This window comes from Rahnella sp. CJA17(1/100), assembly GCF_963881615.1.
In the GTDB taxonomy this organism is placed as follows: Bacteria; Pseudomonadota; Gammaproteobacteria; order Enterobacterales; family Enterobacteriaceae; genus Rahnella; species Rahnella aceris.
The window spans coordinates 202,252-225,554 of the sequence record NZ_CAWOJA010000055.1; the positions used below are offsets into that span (position 1 = coordinate 202,252).

The following is a 23,303-nucleotide window of genomic DNA, read 5'->3' on the forward strand; positions in this document are numbered from 1 at the left end:
CACCATGGCTAAATTTACCCAACACATCGGTCTGGTGGTTCCGCTGGATGCAGCTAACGTCGATACCGATGCCATCATTCCTAAACAGTTTTTACAGAAAGTTACCCGTACCGGTTTCGGCCAGCATCTGTTTAATGACTGGCGTTTTCTGGACGATGCCGGTCAGGTGCCAAATCCTGATTTCGTGCTGAACAAACCGCGCTACAAAGGCGCGAGCATTTTGCTGGCACGCGAAAACTTTGGCTGCGGTTCTTCCCGCGAACATGCGCCATGGGCACTGACCGATTACGGTTTCCATGCTGTGATCGCGCCAAGCTTTGCCGATATCTTTTACGGTAACTCATTCAACAACCAGTTGCTGCCAATCACGCTGAGCGACGCCGAAGTGGATGAACTGTTTGAGCTGGTGAAAGCTAACGAAGGCATTCAGTTCGAAGTGGATCTGGAAGCGCAGACTGTTAAAGCGGGCGATAAAAGCTATCCGTTTGTCATCGACAGCTTCCGTCGTCACTGCATGATCAACGGTCTGGACAGCATCGGTCTGACCCTGCAACACGAAGAAAATATCTCCGGCTACGAGAAGAATCAGCCTGCGTTTATGCAGTGATTATTATCTGTAAACGATGAAGAAGGCGGGCCCAGCCCCGCTTTCTTCATCAGCCTTAAGACATCCCCGAAAGCCTCTGCAAAGTTCCCCCTGCATAGCCATCCTGTCTTCAGTTTCTTTGTCACGATTATTTCACTTACAGCGATGGGATCCTGGTACTTGCCTGATAAAAAATCGACTTAACCATAATTTTTTTCGATGGAAATAACATTAATCATATTCAAAACACTTCTACTATTTTTACTCAACAACGGCTAATGCACAAAAATCGGCCACCATTTAATTAGCCTTTCTTAGAAACTATAAATTCCATTAATGGAACAGCCTCTCTGTATACTTGTTTAATATATTTAGTAATATCTAACATAGGATAAGAAGAGGATGTTTTAAATAATCCTAAATTGGGATCGAGAAAAAAACATTCCGAAGCACTGTAGCGAAACGCCGCAACGGCATGATAGCCAACCTCACCCGGCACCTCAGAAAACCGGAAAGCAATGATCGCTCCGGTGAGAGGGTGAGCGTGACCAAAACTGTTTACCCCGTTAAATAACATGAAATCATTACGTGTTATCAGACGATACTGTAAACCGGGAACGCCAGTTATTCTTTCCTTTTCTGCCTGACGGAAATTTTTATAATTAACAAAGACCTGATGGCGTCCTGTCTGACGTTTCGGATCCTGCTGGCTCTCCTTGCAGCTCCTCAGATAGCTCTCGTGCCGCCGGTATGAACGTTCAAGCAATAGCCTCAGCTTCGCAGTATCAGAGGGGATTAAGGCTTTCTTGTCAGGTGTCAGTGGCGTGGAGAACCAACCGGAAAGCCAGCCGGAAAACCAGCCCCCCCTTTGTTGTACCGGCCTTTCTTTTAATATATCGCCCAGCCACGTCAGGCATAACCCAATACAGCAGCCCTCAGATTTTTTCTCATCAATAAATGAATTATATGTTTTCCTGATAAGTACAACTGGAATCATATTTAACACCCTGCATTAGAATTTTAAGAAAGACGCTATTATAGAAAATACTTTTCATTAGCCATACAGGTAAAGAGGATGCGAAGCACTTAAAATATTAATCTTTGCAGGATAAAAACAGATACTTCAAAATCATTAAGACGTTGCCGGAACAAGCAAAAAACGGAATATATTATTCAGTTGAATAGGTTAAAGAGCGAATAAATCGCTCTTTAACCTTACGTCATTTAAACATCTTTGACTTTATACATCAGCCCGAGCGCCACCACCGCCAGCACAGTTGCCGCCCAGTAGACCGGATAATGGCCGAAGTTTTCCACGATAAAGCCCTGCAGCAACCCCGCGCAAATCACACCGGTGGAAATGCTGTTGGTGAATAGCGTAGTCGCTGAACCTGCCCTTCCCGGCATCAGATCCTGAAAATACAGCATGCCGATCCCCGCCACGATGCCGATGAAAATCGCATTGAACAGTTGCAGGATCATCAGCGCCGCCTTGAACTGAAACGCCACCAGTCCGGCATAGAAAATCACACCACTCGCCACGGCGTACAGCATCAGCTTGCGTTTGCCGGTACGTTTCACCAGATATCCGGCCAGCAGCATGGCAGGAATTTCCAGCCCGGCCGCCGTCCCCATCAGCAAGCCTGCCAGTCCTTCCGGCAGGCCCAAATCGCTGGTGATGTACAGCGGCATATCAATGACATACATGATATTGCAGGTCCACATCAGCAAAGAAGAAAAGAACAGCAGACGAACATCTTTGTTACGCCAGGCGCTGGCATGCACTACTTTTTCGTCCACTGGCAGTTCAAGGCGTGGTACTGAGGGCAGGAAAAACAGGATCATCAGTATGCTGCCGACAAACACCGCTGCCGCACTCAGGTACATTGGCGTAAAGCCGTAGTTCAACGCCACCATGAACGACAGCGGCGGGCCAAGCACCCAGGCCAGCGAGAGCATCGCACGCATCATCGAGCTGAACATCACCACTTCACTGGCGGAGCGATCCGCATGTTCCCGCGCCAGTGCAAAGAGCTGGGGCATCGACGCGTTACCTATCGCTGCCAGCAACACACCGACGGTGATCAACACCAGATAATCGCGGCTGAAGGCAAAGACCAGACTGTTGCCGATCGCCATCAGGCAGCAGAACATCAGCAATTTCCGCCGGTCGCCTTTGTTATCCGAGCGGTTAGCCAGCAGGAAGCTGATGGCAATCCCGGCGATAGCGTTAACGGTATAAAAGAAGCCGACCCACAATGGCCGGACTTTCACTTCATTGGTCAGAAACAGACTCAGCGTCGGCGCCTGTAATGCACCCGCCACGCCGCACAGCAAGGAGACCACCAGAAAGGTGACATAAATACGATTAAAACGAGGTTTTGACATGACGTCGTCCCTGAGAAATGAATGCAGATAAAGCAAGACAGACAGTGTAGCGAAGTTTCAGTCGGTTCTGGAAAATGAGCATAAAAAAACCAGTGAGTTTCCTCACTGGCTGGTGACAATACACCATTACTCAGAAAATCGAATTTAGTCAGACCTGAAGTCACAGTCGCCGGCGGTATTGCTCGTCGTCCATCGTTTCCATATCCCACTGCGTGAGACGGGACAGAATATCCAGACGGTACTGCACCGGAACCCAGGACAGCCAGTCAGCATGATTTTTAGAGGCGTTCTTTTTGATGGCTTCAAAATAACGCTGATAGAAACGGGCGTTCAGACTGCGTTTCATGATGATCTCCGGTTGTTCACAACAGGCTTTCGTTGAGAAACAGTATCGGCGTAATATGAGGAAAGATAAATTGATGAAGATCGGCCACGGAGTTCCTCTTTTATGTCCTCATCCCGTTTGCAACAACAGTTCATCCGCTTATGGCAAAGCTGTCACGGTGAAGAAACTGAAACGACATTACAGGCACTGTCAGAAGTCCTGAACTGTTCACGCAGACACATGCGCTCGTTGCTCAGCACCATGCAAGAACAGGGCTGGCTGACGTGGGATGCAGAGGCCGGACGCGGCAAACGATCCACGCTGAAATTTCTTTATACCGGGCTGGCACTCCAGCAACAGCGCGCTGAAGAGCTGCTGGAACAGGACAGCATTGATCAGCTGGTACAACTGGTCGGCGACAAAACCCTGGTGCGCCAGATGCTGCTCTCCCAGCTCGGTCGCAGCTTTCGTCAGGGCAAACATATTCTGCGCGTACTGTATTATCGCCCGCTGATGAATCTGCTGCCCGGCACCATGTTGCGCCGTTCCGAAACCCACATTGCCAGACAAATCTTTAGCGGCCTGACACGCATAAATGAGGAAAACGGGGAAGCAGAAGGCGATTTAGCCCATCACTGGCAGGAAGTTTCGCCGCTGCACTGGCGGTTTTATCTGCGCCCCGCCATTCATTTTCATCATGGTCGCGAACTCGAGATGGCAGATATTATCGCCACGTTTATTCGCCTGAAATCACATCCGCTGTTCAGCAACCTGAAATCAGTCATGACGCCCACGGCAAATGTCATAGATATCCACCTGAATGAACCCGACCGCTGGCTGCCGTGGTTGTTTGGCAATATCCACGCGATGATCCTGCCGCAGGAATGGCAGTCACTGCCTGATTTTGCCCGCCATCCGGTCGGCACCGGCCCTTACGCCGTGGTGCGTAATCTGAAAACACAGCTGCGCATCCGCGCCTTTGACGATTATTTTGGCTTCCGGGCACTGATCGACGAGGTGAATATCTGGGTATTACCGGAACTGAGTGAAGAGCTGGTGCATTCCGGCGTACAGCTTCAGGCTGATGAATCAGGCAAAAGCGAGCTGGAAAGTCGCCTTGAAGAAGGCTGCTATTTCTTGTTATTTGACCAGCGTTCGCCGGTCGGACAATCTGAAGAAACACGCCAGTGGTTGTGCGATTTACTCAATCCCATCGCCTTACTGAATAATGCCGAACCGATTTACCAGCGCTACTGGTCTCCGGCGTATGGCCTGCTGCCGCGATGGCATCACAAAGCGCCCCGGCCACGTCCGCCCAAACCGCAAAACCTGACGCAGGTAACGCTGACATTTTACGGCGAGCATTCCGAACATCAGGCGATCTGCAACGCCCTGCGCCCGTTGCTGGCGGAAGAAGGTATCGAACTGATTATTCAGATAGTGGATTACGCAGTCTGGCACCGCGGCGATGCCAAAAGTGATCTGTGGCTCGGCAGTGCCAACTTCACCCTGCCGCTGGAGTTTTCACTGTTCGCGCATTTCTACGAATTGCCGCTGGCAAAGCATTGCTTTAGCGAAGAGATGAACGACGATGCCGCCCTGTGGCACGCCGGGAATTTATCGATGGCGAAATGGAGCCAGAAACAGACGGTCAGCCATCAGATCCATCCCCTGTTCCATCACTGGCTGGTGCTACAGGGGCAACGCAGTATGCGCGGCGTGCGTATGAACACCCTCGGCTGGTTCGACTTTAAATCCGCCTGGTTTGCCCCACCGGACAGTTAATCGGACTATCGCATCGCGCCGTTAATCACTAGAATGACATCCGTTCTCAACGGGGTGCCAGCACTTGTGAAAGCAAGTTTAAATATGGCTGAGACCTGATACCCGTCGAACCTGATCCGGTTAACCCCGGCGGAGGGATTTGAGACTGCGCGATGCTTACTCAAAATCCTTTGCCCTTTCATTTTTTTGGAGCGCAAAGTTGAAAAAATTACTGTCCTGCCTGCTGTTACTTTCTGCACCTACATTTGCGGCAAAACCTGTTCTGACGGTTTATACCTACGATTCTTTCTCTGCTGACTGGGGCCCCGGTCCCGCCATTAAAAAAGCCTTTGAAGCCCAATGCGGCTGCGAACTGAAATACGTGGCGCTGGAAGATGGCGTGTCTTTGCTCAACCGTCTGCGGATGGAAGGTAAAAACAGCAAAGCCGACATCGTGCTGGGGCTGGATAACAACCTGTTGCAGGCCGCTGAACAAACCGGTTTATTCGCCAAAGCACCGAAAACCAACGCCAGACTGACGGTGCCGGGCGGCTGGAATGACAGCACTTTCGTGCCTTACGATTACGGTTATTTCGCCTTCGTCTACGACAAAAATAAACTGAAGAATCCGCCAAAAAGCCTCGATGAACTGATCAACAGCGACCAGAAATGGAAAGTCATTTATGAGGATCCACGCACCAGTACACCGGGTCTGGGCCTGATGCTGTGGATGCAAAAAGTCTACGGCGATAAAGCGCCGCAAGCGTGGGAAAAACTGGCGAAGAAAACTGTCACCGTCACTAAAGGCTGGAGCGAGGCTTACGGTTTATTCCTCAAAGGTGAAAGCGACCTGGTGCTGAGCTACACCACCTCTCCGGCATACCATATTGTCGAAGAGAAGAAAGATAACTACGCCGCAGCCGATTTTACCGAAGGGCATTACATGCAGGTCGAAGTGGCGGGCCAGCTGGCAAACAGCAAGCAACCGAAACTGGCTGAACAGTTTATGAAGTTCGTCACCACGGAAGATTTCCAGAAAGTGATCCCGACCGGCAACTGGATGTATCCGGTGGTGGATACGCCGCTGCCTGACGCGTTTAAACAGCTGACGGTTCCGGCCAAATCTCTGCAATACAGCGCACAGGATGTCGCTACTCATCGTTCACAATGGATCCAGGCATGGCAGAACGCCGTCAGCCATTGATCCCCCGCTGGCTGTTGCCGGGCGTCATCGCATCACTGGCTATGTTGCTGGTGGCCGTACTGGCTTTAGGCTCTCTGTGGCGTCATGCGCCACAGATGAACGGCACCTCGCTCTGGCAGGATCCTTATCTCTGGCATGTGATCCGCTTTACTTTCTGGCAGGCGCTGCTTTCAGCGCTTTGCTCGGTGCTGCCCGCGATTTTGCTGGCACGCACCTTGTTCCGCCGCCGTTTCCCCGGCCGTCAGCTGTTATTACGTTTATGTGCGATGACGCTGGTCTTGCCGGTTTTGGTGGCGGTGTTTGGCATTCTCAGTGTTTACGGAAGACAGGGCTGGCTGGCGCAAATTTGCGGCTGGCTGGGCATGGATTACCGTTTCTCGCCTTACGGTTTACAGGGCATTTTGCTGGCGCACGTGTTTTTCAATCTGCCGCTGGCAACCCGTCTTTTAGTGCAGGCACTGGAAAATATCGCCGTTGAGCAGCGCCAGCTCGCCGCACAACTCGGTATGAATATCTGGCAGCAATTCCGCTTTGTGGAATGGCCTGCCATTCGCCGGCAGATATTCCCCGCCGCCGCCTTAATCTTTATGCTGTGTTTCGCCAGCTTCGCCACGGTGCTTTCACTGGGTGGCGGTCCGCAGGCGACGACCATTGAACTCGCCATTTATCAGGCGCTAAGTTACGACTACGATTTAAGCCGCGCCGCCACGCTGGCCCTGATCCAGCTGTTTTGTTGCCTGGCGCTGGTGTTGCTCAGTCAGAAACTCAGTCAGGCGTTGCCGGTGGGCCAAACGCATTCTCAGCGCTGGCGTAATCCTGACGATTCCTGGCTGCGGCGCATCGCCGATGCCGTACTGATTGGCCTGGCGTTGTTGCTGATCCTGCCGCCATTACTCGCCGTCATTACCGATGGCATAAACCGGGCAGCGGTCGGTGTCTTGCAACAACCCGCGCTCTGGCAGGCATTATGGACATCCGTGCGTATCGCGCTCGGCAGCGGATTATTGTGTGTGCTGCTGACCATGATGCTGCTGTGGAGCAGCCGCGAACTGCGGTTACGCAAGAGAAATAGCTGGGCGCAGGCGATGGACCTGAGCGGCATGCTGATCCTCGCGATGCCGGGTATTGTGCTGGCGACCGGTTTCTTCCTGTTGCTCGGCGATACCACCGGTTTGCCACAATCGCCATGGCCGCTGGTGATCCTCACGAATGCGCTGATGGCCGTACCTTATGCATTAAAAGTGCTGGATAACCCGATGCGTGATGTGGCAGAACGCTACACGCTGCTGTGTCTTTCGCTGGATATGCATGGCTGGCAGCGGCTGCGCCGGGTTGAACTCAGCGCACTGAAACGCCCGATTGCACAGGCACTGGCTTTCGCCTGTGTACTTTCTCTGGGGGATTTCGGTGTGATTGCCTTGTTCGGCAACGAGAATTTCCGCACCCTGCCGTTTTATCTGTATCAGCAGATTGGTTCCTATCGCAGCCAGGACGGTGCGGTGACGGCGCTGTTATTACTGCTGCTATGCTTCCTGTTATTCACCCTGATTGAGAAACTGCCGGGCCGCCATGCTGACGCTGAATAAACTGACGTATTTGTACGAACATCTGCCGATGCGGTTCGATTTACAGATCGACGCCGGTGAACGTGTGGCAATCCTCGGCCCGAGCGGCGCCGGGAAAAGTACCCTGCTGAGTCTGGTCGCCGGTTTTCTGGCGCCGGTCAGCGGGCAGATCCTGCTCAACGGCGCAGATCACAGCGTGACGCCACCGGCAAAACGTCCGGTGTCGATGTTGTTTCAGGAAAATAATCTGTTCTCGCATCTGACGGTACGTCAGAACATGGGGCTGGGATTGCATCCGGGGCTGAAACTTACCGCGCAGCAGAAGCAGGAACTGGAAGAAATTGCCCGACAGGTCGGGCTGACTGAATGTCTGGACCGGCTGCCATCACAACTTTCCGGTGGCCAGCGTCAGCGTGTCGCGCTCGCGCGTTGCCTGCTGCGCAGTCAGCCGGTTTTATTGCTCGACGAGCCCTTTTCAGCACTCGATCCGGCGCTGCGCAGTGAGATGCTGACGTTGCTGGATAAGGTATGTGAGCAACGCCATCTCACGTTGCTGATGGTGTCGCACAATCTGGATGATGCGGCACGGATCGCGCCGCGCACGTTGCTGATCGTCGATGGCCGGATTTTTTACGACGGGCCGACGCAGGCACTGACCGACGGCAGTGCGCCGCAGGCCAGCGTGTTGGGGATAATGCCGGGGATCAGCGGGTGATCACTTGCCACAGCAAATGACCATAAACCGGCATCATCGGCTGTTCGCTCAGCATCACCAGACTCACTGCGGTTGCGACCAGACTTAGCACACAGACGATGCGCAGACGCGCTAAGGGCAACCATTTTGTCATCGCATCAGGTGAAGCTTTGCCCGAACGGAACCAGCGCCACAGCAACCAGGCACTCAGCCAGATCAGCACCACGGCGGCAAACAGCATCCATTTGAAGACCGAACTGTTGTGGCTGGCCGGAATATCAATGGCCACGCCCGCCAGAATACCCGGCAGGAAATACACCGGTGGCCAGGTGATGCAGCCAATAATATTCGGTGGTGCAAATTTGTAAGGCGGAAGGTTCAGCATACCGGCAACCATCGGCACCAGCGGGCGTGTTGGTCCGATGAAACGCCCGATAATCACCGTCGCAAAACTATGGCGATCCAGCGCATAACCGGTTTTATCCAGTAATGACTGGTAACGTTTTAGGAAGCGCCAGCGATGCAGCGGTTCCTTGAAACCGCGGCCAATGAAATACGAGGCCCAGTCGCCGAAGAAACATCCCAGCCCCGCCGCCAGCCAGGCTTCGTACAACCCCACCTGACCGCTGCCGATCAACGTCCCGAGCGTCGCCATCATGACGGTACCCGGCAGGATCAGCCCCACCAGCGCCAGCGACTCGAAGAAAGCCACCACCGCGACGATAATTAATGCGAAGCCCACCGACTGAGCGACCAGATGTTGTAGATAGGCTTCCATATCTTCCCAGAATTCAGTTGCGCCAATTGCGCAGATAAATGAGACAAGTGTGAGTTTTCTGCATTCTCATTGTAGTAAATACATCAAGCGGCTGAATTGTCAGCGCATGAACTATCACAGTCAACCGGGTAATTGTATGCGTATTTGGCAGAAACCTGAGCCATAGACAAAGACTGTATAAATAACCATACTCTGTTCTGATTCCTTATCTGTTCATCTTTACCGTTCCGAGGCGCTTATCACTTCAACCTTTGTCCGTCCCGCTTCTGCTGCCACTGACACCCCGCCGCGTCAGGGATTTGTGCTGACCCGCCACTGGCGCGACACGCCACGCGGTACCGAGGTGGAATTGTGGCTGGCGACCGACGAAGGTCCGCAGAAAGTGCGCCTGCCTTTACAGGAATCGGTGGCGTTTATTCCGGCCGAACAACGCGCGGCGGCGGAGCGCATTCTCATTGATGAAAAAAATATCAGTCTGCGTCCGTTGCCGTTGCAGGATTTCCATTCCCGCGCGGTTCTCGGCCTGTATTGCCCGCAACACCGGCAGTTAATGCGGATTGAAAAACTGCTGAAAGAAAATGGCGTCAGTGTTTTCGAAGCGGATATCCGCCCGCCGGAACGCTTCCTGATGGAACGCTATATCACCGCACCGGTGTGGTTCAGCGGTAAACCGGGGCCGGACAAGCTGCTGATGGACACCAAAATGAAACCGGCGGAGGACTACCGCCCGCCGCTGAAACTGTGTTCTCTGGATATCGAAACCAGCGGCAACGGCGAGTTGTACTGCATCGGGCTGGAAGGCTGCGGGCAGCGCCACGTGTATATGCTCGGCCCGCCGAACGGCGATCCTAATGCTCAATTTGATTTCAACATGGTCTACGTCGACAGCCGCCCGCAGTTGCTGGAAAAACTCAATGAGTGGCTGGAAATCTATGATCCCGACGCGATAATCGGCTGGAGCGTAGTGCAGTTTGACCTGCGGGTTTTACAAAAACACGCAGACCGCTACAAAATCCCGCTGAAATTCGGGCGCGGCGGCGGTGAACTGGAATGGCGTGAACACGGTTTCAAACAGGGGCACTTTTTTGCTGCCGCTGCGGGTCGTCTGATCATCGACGGCATTGAAGCACTGAAATCGGCGTTCTGGAACTTCAACTCGTTCAGCCTGGAATTCGTCTCGCAAAGTTTATTAGGCGAAGGCAAAGCCAGCGACAATCCTTATCAGCGGCTGGCCGAAATCGAACAACGTTTTCGGGAAGATAAACCGGCGCTGGCACGCTATAACCTGAAAGACTGCGAACTGGTGACGCGTATTTTTGCCAAAACTGAACTGATGCCGTTTTTGCTGGAACGCGCCTCGGTCACCGGTCTGGCCGTGGATCGCAGCGGCGGTTCAGTGGCGGCCTTTACCCATCTTTATTTACCGCGCATGCACCGCGCCGGTTACGTCGCGCCCAATATGGGCGAATTGCAGGGCGAAATGAGTCCCGGCGGTTTTGTGATGGATTCGCGTCCCGGTTTGTACGATTCGGTGCTGGTGCTCGATTATAAAAGTCTGTACCCGTCGATTATCCGCACCTTCCTGATCGACCCGGTCGGACTGGTCGCCGGGCTGCAACAACCGGACGATGAACATTCGGTGCCGGGTTATCGCAACGCCCGCTTCTCGCGGGAAACACATTGCCTGCCGGAAATTGTCCGCCAGATCTGGATGGGTCGCGAAGAAGCCAAGAAGCAGAAAAACAAACCGCTCTCGCAGGCACTGAAAATCATCATGAACGCGTTTTACGGTGTGCTCGGTTCGAGCGGCTGCCGCTTCTTTGATCCGCGTCTGGCTTCTTCTATTACCCTGCGCGGGCACGACATTATGCGTCAGACCCGCGAACTGATTGAAGCCGAAGGTTATCAGGTGATTTACGGTGACACTGATTCCACCTTTGTCTGGCTGAATACAGCCCATTCACAGGAAGACGCCGACGTTATCGGCCGCCATCTTGTGGAGCGGGTTAATGCCTGGTGGAAAGCCCATCTGCAACAGGAATACGGGCTGGAAAGCGCACTCGAGCTGGAATTCGAAACCCATTATCAGCGCTTCCTGATGCCGACCATTCGTGGCTCGGAAACCGGCAGCAAAAAGCGCTATGCCGGGCTGGTGAATGACGCCGACGGTGAGCACATCGTTTATAAAGGGCTGGAAACTGTACGCACCGACTGGACGAAGCTGGCGCAGGAATTTCAGCAGGAGCTGTATCAACGCATATTCCACCGCCAGCCGTATCAGGATTACGTGCGCGAATATGTCGCACGCACGCTCAGTGGCGAGTTTGATGACAAACTGGTGTACCGCAAACGCCTGCGGCGCAAACTGAGTGATTATGAAAAAAACGTGCCGCCGCATGTTCGCGCCGCGCGGCTGGCCGATGACTATAACGCGCTGCATGGCCGGGCAAAACAGTATCAGAATGGTGGCTGGATAAGCTATGTGATGACCACTTCCGGCCCGGAGCCGCTGGAAAACCGTCAGTCACCTGTCGATTACGATCACTACATCGAGCGTCAGCTCGAGCCGGTCGCCGATGGCATTTTACCTTTCCTTCACGATGACTTTGCTACACTGATTACAGGTCAGATGGGTTTATTTTAAACAAAAGAAGGCGCAGCTCTTGTGATTCACAGGTGACGAATCGCTTACCTTCCATTACCATAGCGCCCTTTCCCATTTCTGAATCATCCTCACACAGTGAATTACTCCGCGCCTCCGGGCGGGGAAAGAAAACTATTGCCCGTGAAACCTCTCGGGCTGAACAAGCATTGCGCAGTCGCCGTATACAGAGCACACAACACAGAGAGAAATTATGCCGTTTACATTAGGTCAACGCTGGATAAGCGATACGGAAAGCGAATTAGGATTAGGAACCGTAGTCGCGCTGGATGTGCGCATGGTCACCCTGCTTTTCCCCGCCACCGGTGAAAACCGTTTGTATGCCCGAAATGATTCCCCGATCACCCGCGTGATGTTCAACCCCGGTGATACCATCAGCTGTCACGAAGGCTGGCAGTTGCAGGTCGAAGAAGTTGTTGAAGACAAAGGTCTGTTGACCTATATCGGCACCCGTCTGGACACAGAAGAAACCGGCGTTGCCATGCGCGAAGTGCTGCTCGACAGCAAACTGACCTTCAGCAAACCGCAGGATCGTCTGTTCGCCGGTCAGATTGACCGTATGGACCGTTTTGCCCTGCGTTTCCGCGCCCGGAAATATCAGCGTGAACAGTTCCGTCTGGAATTCGGCGGTCTGCGCGGTATGCGTGCCAGCCTCATCCCACATCAGTTGCACATCGCTTATGAAGTCGGTCAGCGCCATGCGCCGCGCGTTTTACTCGCCGATGAAGTGGGGCTGGGCAAAACCATCGAAGCGGGCATGATTATTCATCAGCAACTGTTGTCCGGCCGTGCCGAACGCATACTGATCGTGGTGCCAGAAACCCTGCAGCACCAGTGGCTGGTAGAAATGCTGCGCCGCTTCAATCTGCGCTTCTCTTTGTTTGACGACGATCGCTACGCTGAATCCATCCACGAAGCAACGAACCCGTTTGAAACTGAACAACTGGTGATCTGTTCCCTTGATTTCGTGCGCCGCAATAAATCCCGTCTGGAGCAGTTATCCGATGCGGCCTGGGATATGCTGGTGGTCGACGAGGCCCACCATCTGGTGTGGAGCGAAGACGCGCCGAGCCGCGAATATCAGGTTATCGAACAGCTTTCCCAGCAAATCCCGAGTGTTCTGCTGCTGACCGCTACGCCGGAACAACTGGGCCAGGAAAGCCACTTTGCGCGCCTGCGCCTGCTGGATCCGGACCGTTTCCACGATTACGAAGAATTCATCGAAGAACAACAGCAATATCAGCCGGTGGCTGATGCCGTGACGCTGTTACTCAACAAAGAACCGCTGACGCCGGAAGCGCTGGCGCTGCTCGGTGAAAGTGTCGGCAATGCCGATACCGATGCCCTGCTGACCGCCGCCAATAAAGGCGACGAAGCCGCAGCGAAACAGCTGGTTTCCATGCTGATGGACCGTCACGGTACCAGCCGCGTACTGTTCCGTAACACCCGTAATGGCGTGAAAGGTTTCCCTGAGCGTCATCTGCATGCGGTTAAACTGCCGCTGCCGACGCAGTATCAGACCGCGATAAAAGTCTCGGGCATTATGGGCGCGAAGAAAACCGCCGAAGCCCGTGCGCACGACATGCTGTATCCGGAACAGATTTATCAGGAATTTGAAGGCGAGAACGCTACCTGGTGGAACTTTGATCCGCGCGTCGAATGGCTGCTCGGTTATCTGACCGCCAACCGCGACGAAAAAGTACTGGTGATCTGCGCTAAAGCCGCCACTGCATTGCAACTGGAACAGGTTCTGCGGGAGCGTGAAGCGATCCGTGCTGCTGTGTTCCACGAAGGTTTGTCGATCATCGAACGTGACCGCGCCGCCGCTTACTTTGCTTCCCAGGAAGAAGGCGCGCAGGTTCTGCTGTGTTCTGAAATCGGCTCCGAAGGCCGTAACTTCCAGTTTGCCAGCAAGATGGTGATGTTCGACCTGCCGTTCAACCCGGATCTGCTGGAACAGCGTATCGGGCGTCTGGATCGTATCGGCCAGCAAAACAATATCGACATCATGGTGCCATACCTCGAGCAGACCGCGCAGTCGGTACTGGTTCGCTGGTTCCATGAAGGTCTGGACGCATTCGAACATACCTGTCCGACCGGCCGCACCATTTACGACAGCGCTTATGAGCAACTGATTGCGTTCCTGGCGGCACCGGCCGCGCAGGAAGGTCTGGACGAGTTCATTCTTACATGTCGCGCCGAACATGACGCGCTGAAAGAGAAGCTGGAAAATGGCCGTGACCGCCTGCTGGAGATGCATTCCAACGGTGGCGAACGTGCTCAACAACTGGCGAAGGAAATCGGCGAGCAGGATAACGACGTTAACCTGGTCAACTTTGCGCTGAACCTGTTCGATATCGTCGGCATCAATCAGGAAGATCGCAGCGATAACCTGATCGTCCTGACACCGTCTGATCACATGCTGGTGCCGGATTTCCCGGGTCTGCCGGAAGACGGTTGCACCGTGACCTTCGATCGTGAACAGGCGCTCTCGCGTGAAGATGCACAGTTTATCAGCTGGGAACATCCGATCGTGCGTAACGGTCTGGATCTGATCCTTTCCGGTGATACCGGCAGTTGCGCGGTATCTATCCTGAAAAACAAAGCGCTGCCGGTCGGTACCTTGCTGGCGGAACTGGTTTACGTGGTGGAATGTCAGGCGCCGAAGCATCTGCAACTGACCCGTTTCCTGCCACCGACACCGGTGCGTATGCTGATGGATCGTAAAGGCACCAATCTGGCGGCTCAGGTTGAATTTGAGAGTTTTAACCGTCAGCTGAATGCCATCAACCGTCACAACTCCAGCAAACTGGTGAATGCCGTGCAGCAGGATGTTCACGCCATGCTGCAACAGGCAGAAGCGGAAATTGCCGATCAGGCACGCGCCCTGATTGAAGCAGCGAAAGTGGAAGCTGACGAGCAACTGACCAAAGAACTGGATCGTCTGAAAGCGCTGAAAGAAGTGAACCCGAACATTCGCGATGACGAACTGGAATCGGTAGACTCTAACCGTAAGCAGGTGCTGGCGAATCTGAACGATGCCAGCTGGCGTCTGGATGCGATCCGCCTGGTGGTGGTCAGCCATCAGTAAGCCCGACGGGATGCAGCCGGTCTGCATCCCTTATTTATTTCAACCTGAATGCAGACTGAAACCGCTATGAGCGAACATCAACCGACTATCCCTGAACCGTCGAAAACCCGGCCGCTGGAGAATTACAATCCGCCGACCGATCCCTGGTTACAGGTGATTTTTCAGGATGAACACATCATGGTGGTCAATAAGCCGAGCGGGCTGCTTTCCGTGCCGGGCAAGCTGGCCGAGCATCAGGACAGCCTGATGACGCGTATTCAGCAGGAATTTCCTGAGGCTGAGTCCGTCCATCGTCTGGATATGTCCACCAGCGGCGTGATCGTGGTGGCGCTGACCAAAGACGCTGAGCGTGAACTTAAACGCCAGTTCCGCGAACGCGAAACTAAGAAAGTGTATATCGCGCGGGTCTGGGGACGGGTTGAAGAAGATTACGGCATTATCGATTTGCCGCTGATTTGCGATTATCCTAACCGGCCGAAACAGAAGGTCTGTCACGAGACCGGCAAGAAAGCGCTGACGCAGTATGAAGTGATGTCATGGGATGATGACGGCACAACGCGGGTGAAACTGCGGCCGATTACCGGACGTTCGCACCAGTTGCGCGTGCACCTTCTGGCGCTCGGGCATCCGATTCTGGGCGATAAATTCTATGCCCATCCGCAGGCGCTGGCAGCGGCCGGTCGTTTGCAACTGCACGCACAGGAATTATCGTTTTATCATCCGATAACCGATGCGCCGCTGGTATTTAACTGCGAACCGGATTTTTAACCATTCAAATAATACATATTTCTTCAATCACTATTAAGTAATATGTATTACATTAGCATCGTGTTGTTTTATCAGAATTTACCTTGCCAAAAATATAATATCGGCTTCCTCACCTATTCCCTTCCCTGTTAATTCGCCCCGCACGACTGATAACATCCCGCCCTATTTATTCAAATTTAATTATTCACCCTTCAGGGAAGACGACATGAAATGGAAACCAAAGCTGCTCAGCAGCCTGATTGCATTGGCGCTTTTTGATGCCGATGCCGGTATCATGCGTGAAGATGTTGCGGTTCAGGACTACCGCGACTTCGCAGAGAATCTGGGGAAATATGGTGCCGGTGAAGAAAACATTGAAGTTTTCAAAATGGACGGCACGTCAGCCGGAATGCTGAACTTTCCTATGCCTGATTTTGGCGCAGTCAACAGCCTGGGTTTCGCGACATTAATTTCACCTTCCTATATTGCCAGCGTTGCTCATAACGGTGGATATACTTCCGTTGATTTTGGGAATCACGCAAAATACCGAACCACCTATAAATTAATCAGCCGAAATATTCATCCAGCTTATGAAACATGGAATAAAGACTTTCATGTTCCCCGTCTGAATAAAGTCGTGACCGAAGCCGCGCCAGTACCAATGGTAGACACGCAGCAGGTGCGTAATAACCCGGAACGTTATGTTTACTATGCACGGGTTGGCTCAGGAACGCAGTATCAGGTCGACCCGGTCACCAAGAAACCCGTCTATATCACCGGGGCTTACGATTGGAAAAGCGGCGGCACGATGGTTAATCCCACTTTTGAACCGTCACGTTTACGCTGGGTGAACTACGGGCCACCTGATGCACGTGCTCAGCCATTCAGTTCAGCGATACAAGCAGGCGACAGCGGAAGCCCGCTCTATGTTTACGATAACGTGGAAAAAGAATGGAAAATCTATGGTGTCTCACCATGGGGAGGCACAGGAAAAACAGGATATGAATACATCAGTTATACGCTGGATATGCAGCTGAATTTCCTCAAGGGCGTTATTGCTGAAAATACCGATCCTGATGTGACCGATATAGCCGCCGACGGCGACATTCACTGGACGGCTGCCAATATTACGCAGGGCGAAAACAGCTGGCAGTGGCACGGCGTCAACACGGCACTGCCTTCGCAAGCCTCCAATGATGAACTCAATGCCTCGAAAGACCTGCGCTTTGCCGGTGATGGCGGCCTGATCGTACTCGATAGCGCCGTCAATCATGGTGCCGCAAAACTGCAATTCTCGAACGATTACCGGGTGGTGTCGGCTGAAGGTGCGAACAGCACCTGGGTGGGCGGCGGGATCGAAGTCGATGCGGATAAAACCGTTGACTGGGAAGTGAACGGTTTAGCCGGAGATACTTTACATAAAATCGGCGAAGGTACGCTGTACGTCAATGCCGTGGGGAATAATGGCGGCGCGCTGAATGTCGGCGACGGGCTGGTGGTGTTAGCCCAGCAGGCCAATGAAGCCGGGGAGCAAAAAGCCTTCTCCAAAGTCACCATTGTCAGCGGTCGACCGACCGTGCAGATCGGCGGCGAAAACCAGATTGAAAGCAGCGATATTTACTTTGGTTACCGTGGCGGTAATCTGGATCTGAATGGCTATGACATGGCTTTCAGCACCATTAATCACAGTGATTCCGGTGCGACAATTATTAACAGCAATGCAGACCAGATCAGTACGCTGACGTTGAATAACTCTGATAACCAGACATTTATTGGCCATCTCGGCAGTCAGGAAACGGCGTCGAATTTGAACGTCGATTATGCGCCGGACTCCTCCGCAGGCGTCTGGGAACTGGCTGGCGGAGCCGATCTGAATCAGCTCTCCGTGCAAAATGGCATTCTGAGACTGGCGGGTCGCCCGACACCGCATGCCGGTAACGTTGTTTTCAGTGATGACTGGATTGATGAAACCTATACGATAAACAATGTGGATGTGGCCAGCCATGCCACCCTGCGGGTGAACGAACATGCCACACTGGATGCCAACGTTAAGCTCAATGAGCTGGCAAACCTGATGCTGAACAGTAAATCGCATCTGAGCGGCAAGGTGGAACTGGCTTCCGGCAGTATGATTTCTGTTGATCAGACAGACAGTAAAACCACCAGCACCGACGGCAATAATGACGTGGTGATTGACGCCACTATTTCCGGTAACGGAACCCTGAAGAAAATGGCGCCGGGCGCGCTGTACATCAACAGCGAGAATACGTTCACCGGTGCCACCAATATTTACAGCGGCGCGCTGATCCTCAACGGCTCCCTTGCGTCCACCGTCACGATGGAGAAAAACACGGTGCTGGCCGGTAACAACACCGTCGCCGATCTGATCCTGAAAGATGATGTGCAGCTTCTGCCACACTGGCCAGCCGAAAACGAAAGCGAGAGCGATACATTTGTCGCGGCCACGCAAACCGTTAACGGCACAATGGCGGCGGGCAGCAATAATCTGCTCAGCCTGCGCACGCATTTCGATCCGGCTTTCACACAAACCGACAAGCTGCTGATCAACGGCGACATGGTTTCCTCTGCACCGGTGAGTGTTCAAGTCACACCGTCAGGGGCGGGTTTCTTCACTGATACGGATAATGATGGCGCAGCGGATAATCAGGAAGGCGTGTCGCTGATCCAGGTGGCCGGTAAGGCAACCAAAGACAGCTTCAGACTGGCGGGGGAATACGTGGCGCGCGGCGCTTACGCCTATAACCTGTATGCCTTCGCACCGGGCCGCAGCTCTGAAGAACAGCGTGAAGTGGCAGGCAGCGGCGATCAGTTCTGGGATTACCGTCTGCAAAACAACATGCTGACCGAAGGCGACAATACGGTACCGGTCGATAACACGCCGGTTCCGCCAGAACCGACGCCGGATGATGAAGACGATGGCGAGGACGACGATACACCGGTTCCTGAACCAACGCCGGATGACGGCGGCGATAATACGCCGGTCCCGCCGGCACCGACGCCAGATGACGATGATAGCGGAAAAAATACGCGTCCGGCCGTTACGCCGCAGGTGCCTTCTTATCTGTCTTTACCTTCCGCCCTGCTGAGCTACAACAGTCGCGTGAGTGAAACCTTCCGCAATCAGGTTCTGGCACAGGATGATAAGAAACAGAATCTCTTCTTCCAGTATCTCAACGGAGAAGACAACTATCATTCAGCACTCGGCTTTATGGATTATGGCTACGACTACACGCAGAAAGAAGAAGGCTGGCTATTGGGTGCCAAAGTGATGCAACTGGGTAACGACACCCACTCGCTGGCACTGAGCCTTGGCCTTTCCAGCGCTAATCTGGATGTCACGCCGGATGCCGCCGACGGCAACAGCAAAACGCAATACACCACCTGGGGACTCTCTTCACTGCTGTCGTATCAGTATGTCAGCGGTTTAACGGTGGATGTAGCTTCGGACGTCGCCATCTATGACGGCAATGTATCGACCGACCTGCGCGGCAGTGACGTGGCGGATATCAGTGCGACCTCCTTCGGTGGCTCTGTGGATGTGGGATATAAAATCCAGGCGGGTAATCATGTGCTGACGCCATTAGTTGGATTTGGCATTCAGCGCCTGCAAGTCGATGATTTTACGGATATTGATAATACGAAGGTTCATTATGACGATATCACCCGTCAGACTGCCCGCTTAGGGATGCGTTACCGCTACGACTGGGATACCGCAAATGCTGGTAAATGGGCGATTACGGCGAATACATTGTTCATTACAGATCTCAGAGACGATGCGTCAGTGGACATCGGAGTCACCTACAGCGACGTCAGCAACAGCTTCCACAGCGGTGCTGCAGGCAGTTCCGGGATGCTAGACCTGGGGATTATCAGCAATCCGATGCCGAATGTGTCACTGAATACCGGTGTACAGTATCAGCACAGGCTGGAAGATGAAGGGGTAGATTACTGGCAGGCTGTCGCAGGGGTGACGTTTAAGTTCTGACACTGACACAAATCTGTGTCCCACAAAGCAAAAGGCGCTCTGAAAAGAGCGCCTTTTTAATGATGACGTTATTTAAAGCCTTTTTCACGTTTGATCAGGTCATACGCCGCCTGAATCGCCTGTGCTTTTTCCTTCGCCATTTCCATCATTTCAGGCGGTAAACCTTTCGCCACCAGTTTGTCAGGATGATGCTCGCCCATCAGTTTGCGGTAGGCACGTTTAATGGTCGTTGCGTCGTCGGTGGCATTCACGCCCAGCACTTTGCAGGCATCTGCCAGCGTCGGGCCTTGCTGCGTCTGGTGATAACCGCCGCCATACGAGCGTCCCCCCTGCTGGTGACCGCCAAACTGCTGGCCGCCTTCCATCATGCGCAGGAACTGATCGAACTGCATCCGTGAAATCCCAAGCTCTTCAGCAATCACGTACAACACTTCGCGTTCATTGGGATGCAATGAACCGTCGGCGTACGCGGCCTGGATCTGGATTTCCAGAAAAGTCCGTATCAGGTCAAAACGACCAAAACACGCAGTGCGCAGTTCGCGCATTTTCTCACGCAAGGGATAGTCAGCTTCTTTCCCGTCGCGAAAGGCGCGTTGTGCGGCTTCGCGCTGCTCGCCGTGCAACTGCATACGTTCCATGTAAAGACTGGCGATCTGAATATCCGCCTCGGTAACTCTGCCTTTTGATTTAGTCAGATTTCCCATCACCTCAAACGTGGTGCGGAAAAAGATGGTTTGACGTGTCTGCTGATCGGCAAAATACCCTCTGCGTTTCGCTGAACGCGCGGTATCAAACATATGCCCTATCAGCAGCCCTGCTACAATTCCCCAGAAGCCTAAACCGGACCATAAGCCCAGGATAAGTCCGAGCAGTTTTCCCCAATACTGCATATACTCCTCAATTCGCCATGCCGTCGCTTAAAAATTGCTTTATCATAACCGGCATTTATCGTTGTGCCTAACGGCAGCAACGTAACAGGTGGGATTTAACACTAGCGCAACCATGATGAGTGAGATAGTCTCTGACCGTTTGCCGGCATGATGCCTCTGATGACGGAACACCATTTTACGTATGAAAAACAGACGTCTGAAAACACGCTTACCGACAATGCTGGCCGCCACAATCTGGTCAGTATTGTACAGTCACGGCGCAATGGCCGATCTCGCAGCACAATGTATGCTCGGCGTTCCGACCTATGACAAACCTTTGGTGCAGGGTGATCCTAATTCACTGCCTGTGACCATCAACGCCGATAAGGCGACCGGCAATTATCCTGACAGTGCGCTGTTTAGCGGCAACGTTAACGTTGTTCAGGGCAACAGCACACTGGATGCTGATCAGGTTCAGCTTAATCAAATCGCCAATCCCAATCAGCCGACCCCGACCCGAACCGCTACTGCGACCGGCAACGTGCGTTATAACGATAACCAAATCAAGCTGAATGGCCCGAAAGGCTTTGCGAACCTGACCACCAAAGATACTGATGTTCAGGATGGCGACTATCAGATGGTCGGCCGTCAGGGACGTGGTCAGGCTGACAAAATGAAGCAGCGTGACAACAACCGTTACACCATCATGGATAACGGTACATTTACCACCTGTCTGCCTGGCGATAACAGCTGGAGCGTCGTCGGTTCCGAAGTGATTCAGGATCGTCAGGAAGAAGTGGCTGAAATCTGGAATGCCCGCTTCCATATCGGTCCGGTGCCGGTGTTCTACAGCCCGTACATGCAGTTGCCGATTGGCAATAAGCGTCGTTCCGGTTTCCTTATCCCTAATGCTAACTACAGCAGCAATAATGGCGTTGGTGTCACCGTTCCTTACTACTGGAACATTGCGCCAAACTACGATGCCACGATTACGCCCAATTACATGAGCAACCGTGGTCTGCAACTGCAAAATGAATTCCGCTACCTGACCGTTGCCGGTGCGGGTCTGATGGAATTCGATTATCTGGGTAACGATAAGAAAATCGATCAGCAGTATGTCGAAGATGAAAACCGTACCAGCGATAAAACCAAGCGCTGGATGTATTACTGGCGTCATGCCGGTGTATACGATCAGGTTTGGCGCTTCAACGTCGACTATACCAAGGTCAGTGACCCTTATTACTTCACCGATTTCGATTCGAAATACGGTTCCAGTACTGACGGCTATTCCACGCAGAAATTCAGCGTAGGTTACGCGAACCAAAACTGGGATGTTACACTGGCCAGTAAGCAGTTCCAGGTGTTCTCAGATTTCGGGAACGCCAACGCTTACCGTGCACAGCCACAGCTGGATATTAACTATTACAAAAATGATGTGGGCCCGTTTGACCTGCATCTGTACGGTCAGGCGGTGAAATTCACCAGCGTAAACCCTGACAACCCGGAAGCAGTGCGTACACACTTCGAGCCGACTATCAGCCTGCCACTCAGTAATGGCTGGGGAAGTCTGGATAACGAAGTGAAGCTGATGACTACCCACTATCAGCAGGATATTCCGGACGCGTATTACGATAGCAATCCGAATACCAAACTGCGTTCATCCGTGAACCGTACGATGCCTGAGTTTAAAAGCGACGGCAAAATGGTGTTCGACCGCACGATGGACTGGAACAGTGACTACACCCAGACCCTCGAACCGCGCGTGCAGTACCTGTATATCCCTTACCGCAATCAGAGCTCGATCAATACCTATGACTCGACGCTGTTACAGTCCGACTACACCGGCCTGTTCCGCGATAAAAGCTACAGTGGTCTGGACCGTATTGCCTCTGCAAACCAGGTGGCAAGCGGTTTAACGACCCGTATCTATGACGAAAATCTGGAAGAGCGCTTTAATGCCTCTGCCGGTCAGATTTATTACTTCCAGCCGCCACGTACCGGTGACGTTGATAGCGTCCTGGATAAAAATGATGATACGGGCAGCCTGGTGTGGGCCGGTGACAGCTACTACAAAATCAACAATTTCTGGGGTATCCGTGGCGGAGTGCAGTATGACACCCGTCTGGATGCGCTGGCTTTAGGCGATGCAGTGCTGGAGTACCGCGCAGACTCAGAAAGAATGATTCAGCTGAGTTACCGTTACGCCAGCCCGGAATATATTCAGGCAACGTTACCTAACGTTACCAACCCGGGTTATCAGGACGGTATTTCGCAGGTTGGCGGCATCGCCAGTTGGCCGATTGCTGACCGTTGGGCGATCGTGGGGGCGTATTATTACGACACCAAAGCACAGCAACCAGCCGATCAGCTTATTGGTTTGCAATACAACACATGCTGCTGGGCTATCAATGTTGGTTATGAACGTAAGATCACCAGCTACGATACGGTTAAGTCAGAAAGTAAATATGACAATAAGATTGGTTTCAATATTGAACTTAGAGGCCTGGGTAACAATCAAACCCTCGGAACGAAAGAAATGTTGGCCAGCGGCATACTGCCTTATCAACGCGCTTTCTAAGCCCGAAACACGATTCATTTCGTGAAGACACGACGAATTCAGTGAA

The 23,303-nt window shown here is 53.0% G+C and carries 15 protein-coding genes and 1 riboswitch; of the genes, 10 read left to right on the forward strand and 5 right to left on the reverse strand.

Features of this window, described 5'->3' with window-relative positions; genetic code table 11:
* The first annotated feature begins 4 nt into the window (after positions 1-4).
* On the forward strand, positions 5-607 hold the full coding sequence (gene leuD / locus AACU55_RS19995; protein WP_013577027.1) for a 3-isopropylmalate dehydratase small subunit: 603 nt from the start codon (positions 5-7) through the stop codon (positions 605-607).
* A gap of 283 nt (positions 608-890) precedes the next feature.
* On the opposite strand, the gene AACU55_RS20000 is transcribed toward leuD, so the two are convergent.
* The 3 genes from AACU55_RS20000 to sgrT form a co-directional block, all read right to left on the reverse strand.
* A complete protein-coding gene (locus AACU55_RS20000; protein WP_134705976.1) occupies positions 891-1,583 on the reverse strand; it encodes a hypothetical protein in 693 nt (230 codons plus the stop codon).
* A 227-nt stretch (positions 1,584-1,810) separates the two neighbouring features.
* Complete coding sequence (locus AACU55_RS20005) at positions 1,811-2,974, reverse strand: MFS transporter (RefSeq protein ID WP_037033441.1); 1,164 nt, start codon at positions 2,972-2,974, stop codon at positions 1,811-1,813.
* A 160-nt stretch (positions 2,975-3,134) separates the two neighbouring features.
* Complete coding sequence (gene sgrT / locus AACU55_RS20010) at positions 3,135-3,320, reverse strand: glucose uptake inhibitor SgrT (RefSeq protein ID WP_037033442.1); 186 nt, start codon at positions 3,318-3,320, stop codon at positions 3,135-3,137.
* 102 nt (positions 3,321-3,422) lie between these two features.
* On the opposite strand from sgrT, the gene sgrR reads away from it, so the two are divergent.
* The 4 genes from sgrR to thiQ all read left to right on the forward strand — a co-directional run bounded on the left by sgrR (position 3,423) and on the right by thiQ (position 8,547).
* The gene (gene sgrR, locus AACU55_RS20015; protein ID WP_134705977.1) at positions 3,423-5,084 is read left to right on the forward strand and encodes an HTH-type transcriptional regulator SgrR; all 1,662 of its coding nucleotides are present in this window, start codon (positions 3,423-3,425) and stop codon (positions 5,082-5,084) included.
* 40 nt (positions 5,085-5,124) lie between these two features.
* Positions 5,125-5,240, forward strand: a riboswitch (TPP riboswitch).
* 43 nt (positions 5,241-5,283) lie between these two features.
* The gene (gene thiB / locus AACU55_RS20020) at positions 5,284-6,267 is read left to right on the forward strand and encodes a thiamine ABC transporter substrate binding subunit (protein WP_134705978.1); all 984 of its coding nucleotides are present in this window, start codon (positions 5,284-5,286) and stop codon (positions 6,265-6,267) included.
* Positions 6,243-7,853, forward strand: a complete 1,611-nt coding sequence (thiP, locus tag AACU55_RS20025; RefSeq protein ID WP_134705979.1) for a thiamine/thiamine pyrophosphate ABC transporter permease ThiP — start codon at positions 6,243-6,245, stop codon at positions 7,851-7,853. Before thiB ends, thiP begins: the two co-directional genes overlap by 25 nt.
* Positions 7,837-8,547 (forward strand): thiamine ABC transporter ATP-binding protein ThiQ, encoded by a 711-nt coding sequence (gene thiQ, locus AACU55_RS20030; RefSeq protein WP_013577034.1) that lies wholly within the window; start codon positions 7,837-7,839, stop codon positions 8,545-8,547. The genes thiP and thiQ overlap by 17 nt, the downstream gene beginning before the upstream one ends.
* Here thiQ and AACU55_RS20035 read toward each other — a convergent pair.
* Positions 8,537-9,304 carry a DedA family protein gene (locus AACU55_RS20035; protein WP_134705980.1) on the reverse strand — a complete coding sequence of 256 codons (768 nt, stop codon included), beginning with the start codon at positions 9,302-9,304 and terminating at the stop codon, positions 8,537-8,539. The genes thiQ and AACU55_RS20035 overlap by 11 nt on opposite strands.
* A gap of 238 nt (positions 9,305-9,542) precedes the next feature.
* Between AACU55_RS20035 and AACU55_RS20040 the strand changes: the two genes are divergently transcribed.
* From AACU55_RS20040 to AACU55_RS20055, 4 genes are all read left to right on the forward strand, one after another.
* The gene (locus AACU55_RS20040; RefSeq protein WP_256369597.1) at positions 9,543-11,948 is read left to right on the forward strand and encodes a DNA polymerase II; all 2,406 of its coding nucleotides are present in this window, start codon (positions 9,543-9,545) and stop codon (positions 11,946-11,948) included.
* Between the two features lie 211 nt (positions 11,949-12,159).
* Complete coding sequence (gene rapA, locus AACU55_RS20045; RefSeq protein ID WP_013577037.1) at positions 12,160-15,057, forward strand: RNA polymerase-associated protein RapA; 2,898 nt, start codon at positions 12,160-12,162, stop codon at positions 15,055-15,057.
* Positions 15,058-15,123: 66 nt separating this feature from the next.
* Positions 15,124-15,825 (forward strand): bifunctional tRNA pseudouridine(32) synthase/23S rRNA pseudouridine(746) synthase RluA, encoded by a 702-nt coding sequence (rluA, locus tag AACU55_RS20050; protein WP_015690474.1) that lies wholly within the window; start codon positions 15,124-15,126, stop codon positions 15,823-15,825.
* 205 nt (positions 15,826-16,030) lie between these two features.
* Positions 16,031-19,810: a S6 family peptidase gene (locus AACU55_RS20055; RefSeq protein WP_134705982.1), complete on the forward strand. Its 3,780-nt coding sequence runs from the start codon at positions 16,031-16,033 to the stop codon at positions 19,808-19,810.
* 68 nt (positions 19,811-19,878) lie between these two features.
* On the opposite strand, the gene djlA is transcribed toward AACU55_RS20055, so the two are convergent.
* Positions 19,879-20,700 carry a co-chaperone DjlA gene (gene djlA, locus AACU55_RS20060; protein WP_013577040.1) on the reverse strand — a complete coding sequence of 274 codons (822 nt, stop codon included), beginning with the start codon at positions 20,698-20,700 and terminating at the stop codon, positions 19,879-19,881.
* Positions 20,701-20,881: 181 nt separating this feature from the next.
* Here djlA and lptD point away from each other — a divergent pair, with 181 nt between their 5' ends.
* The gene (gene lptD, locus AACU55_RS20065) at positions 20,882-23,257 is read left to right on the forward strand and encodes an LPS assembly protein LptD (RefSeq protein WP_013577041.1); all 2,376 of its coding nucleotides are present in this window, start codon (positions 20,882-20,884) and stop codon (positions 23,255-23,257) included.
* Positions 23,258-23,303: the final 46 nt, after the last annotated feature.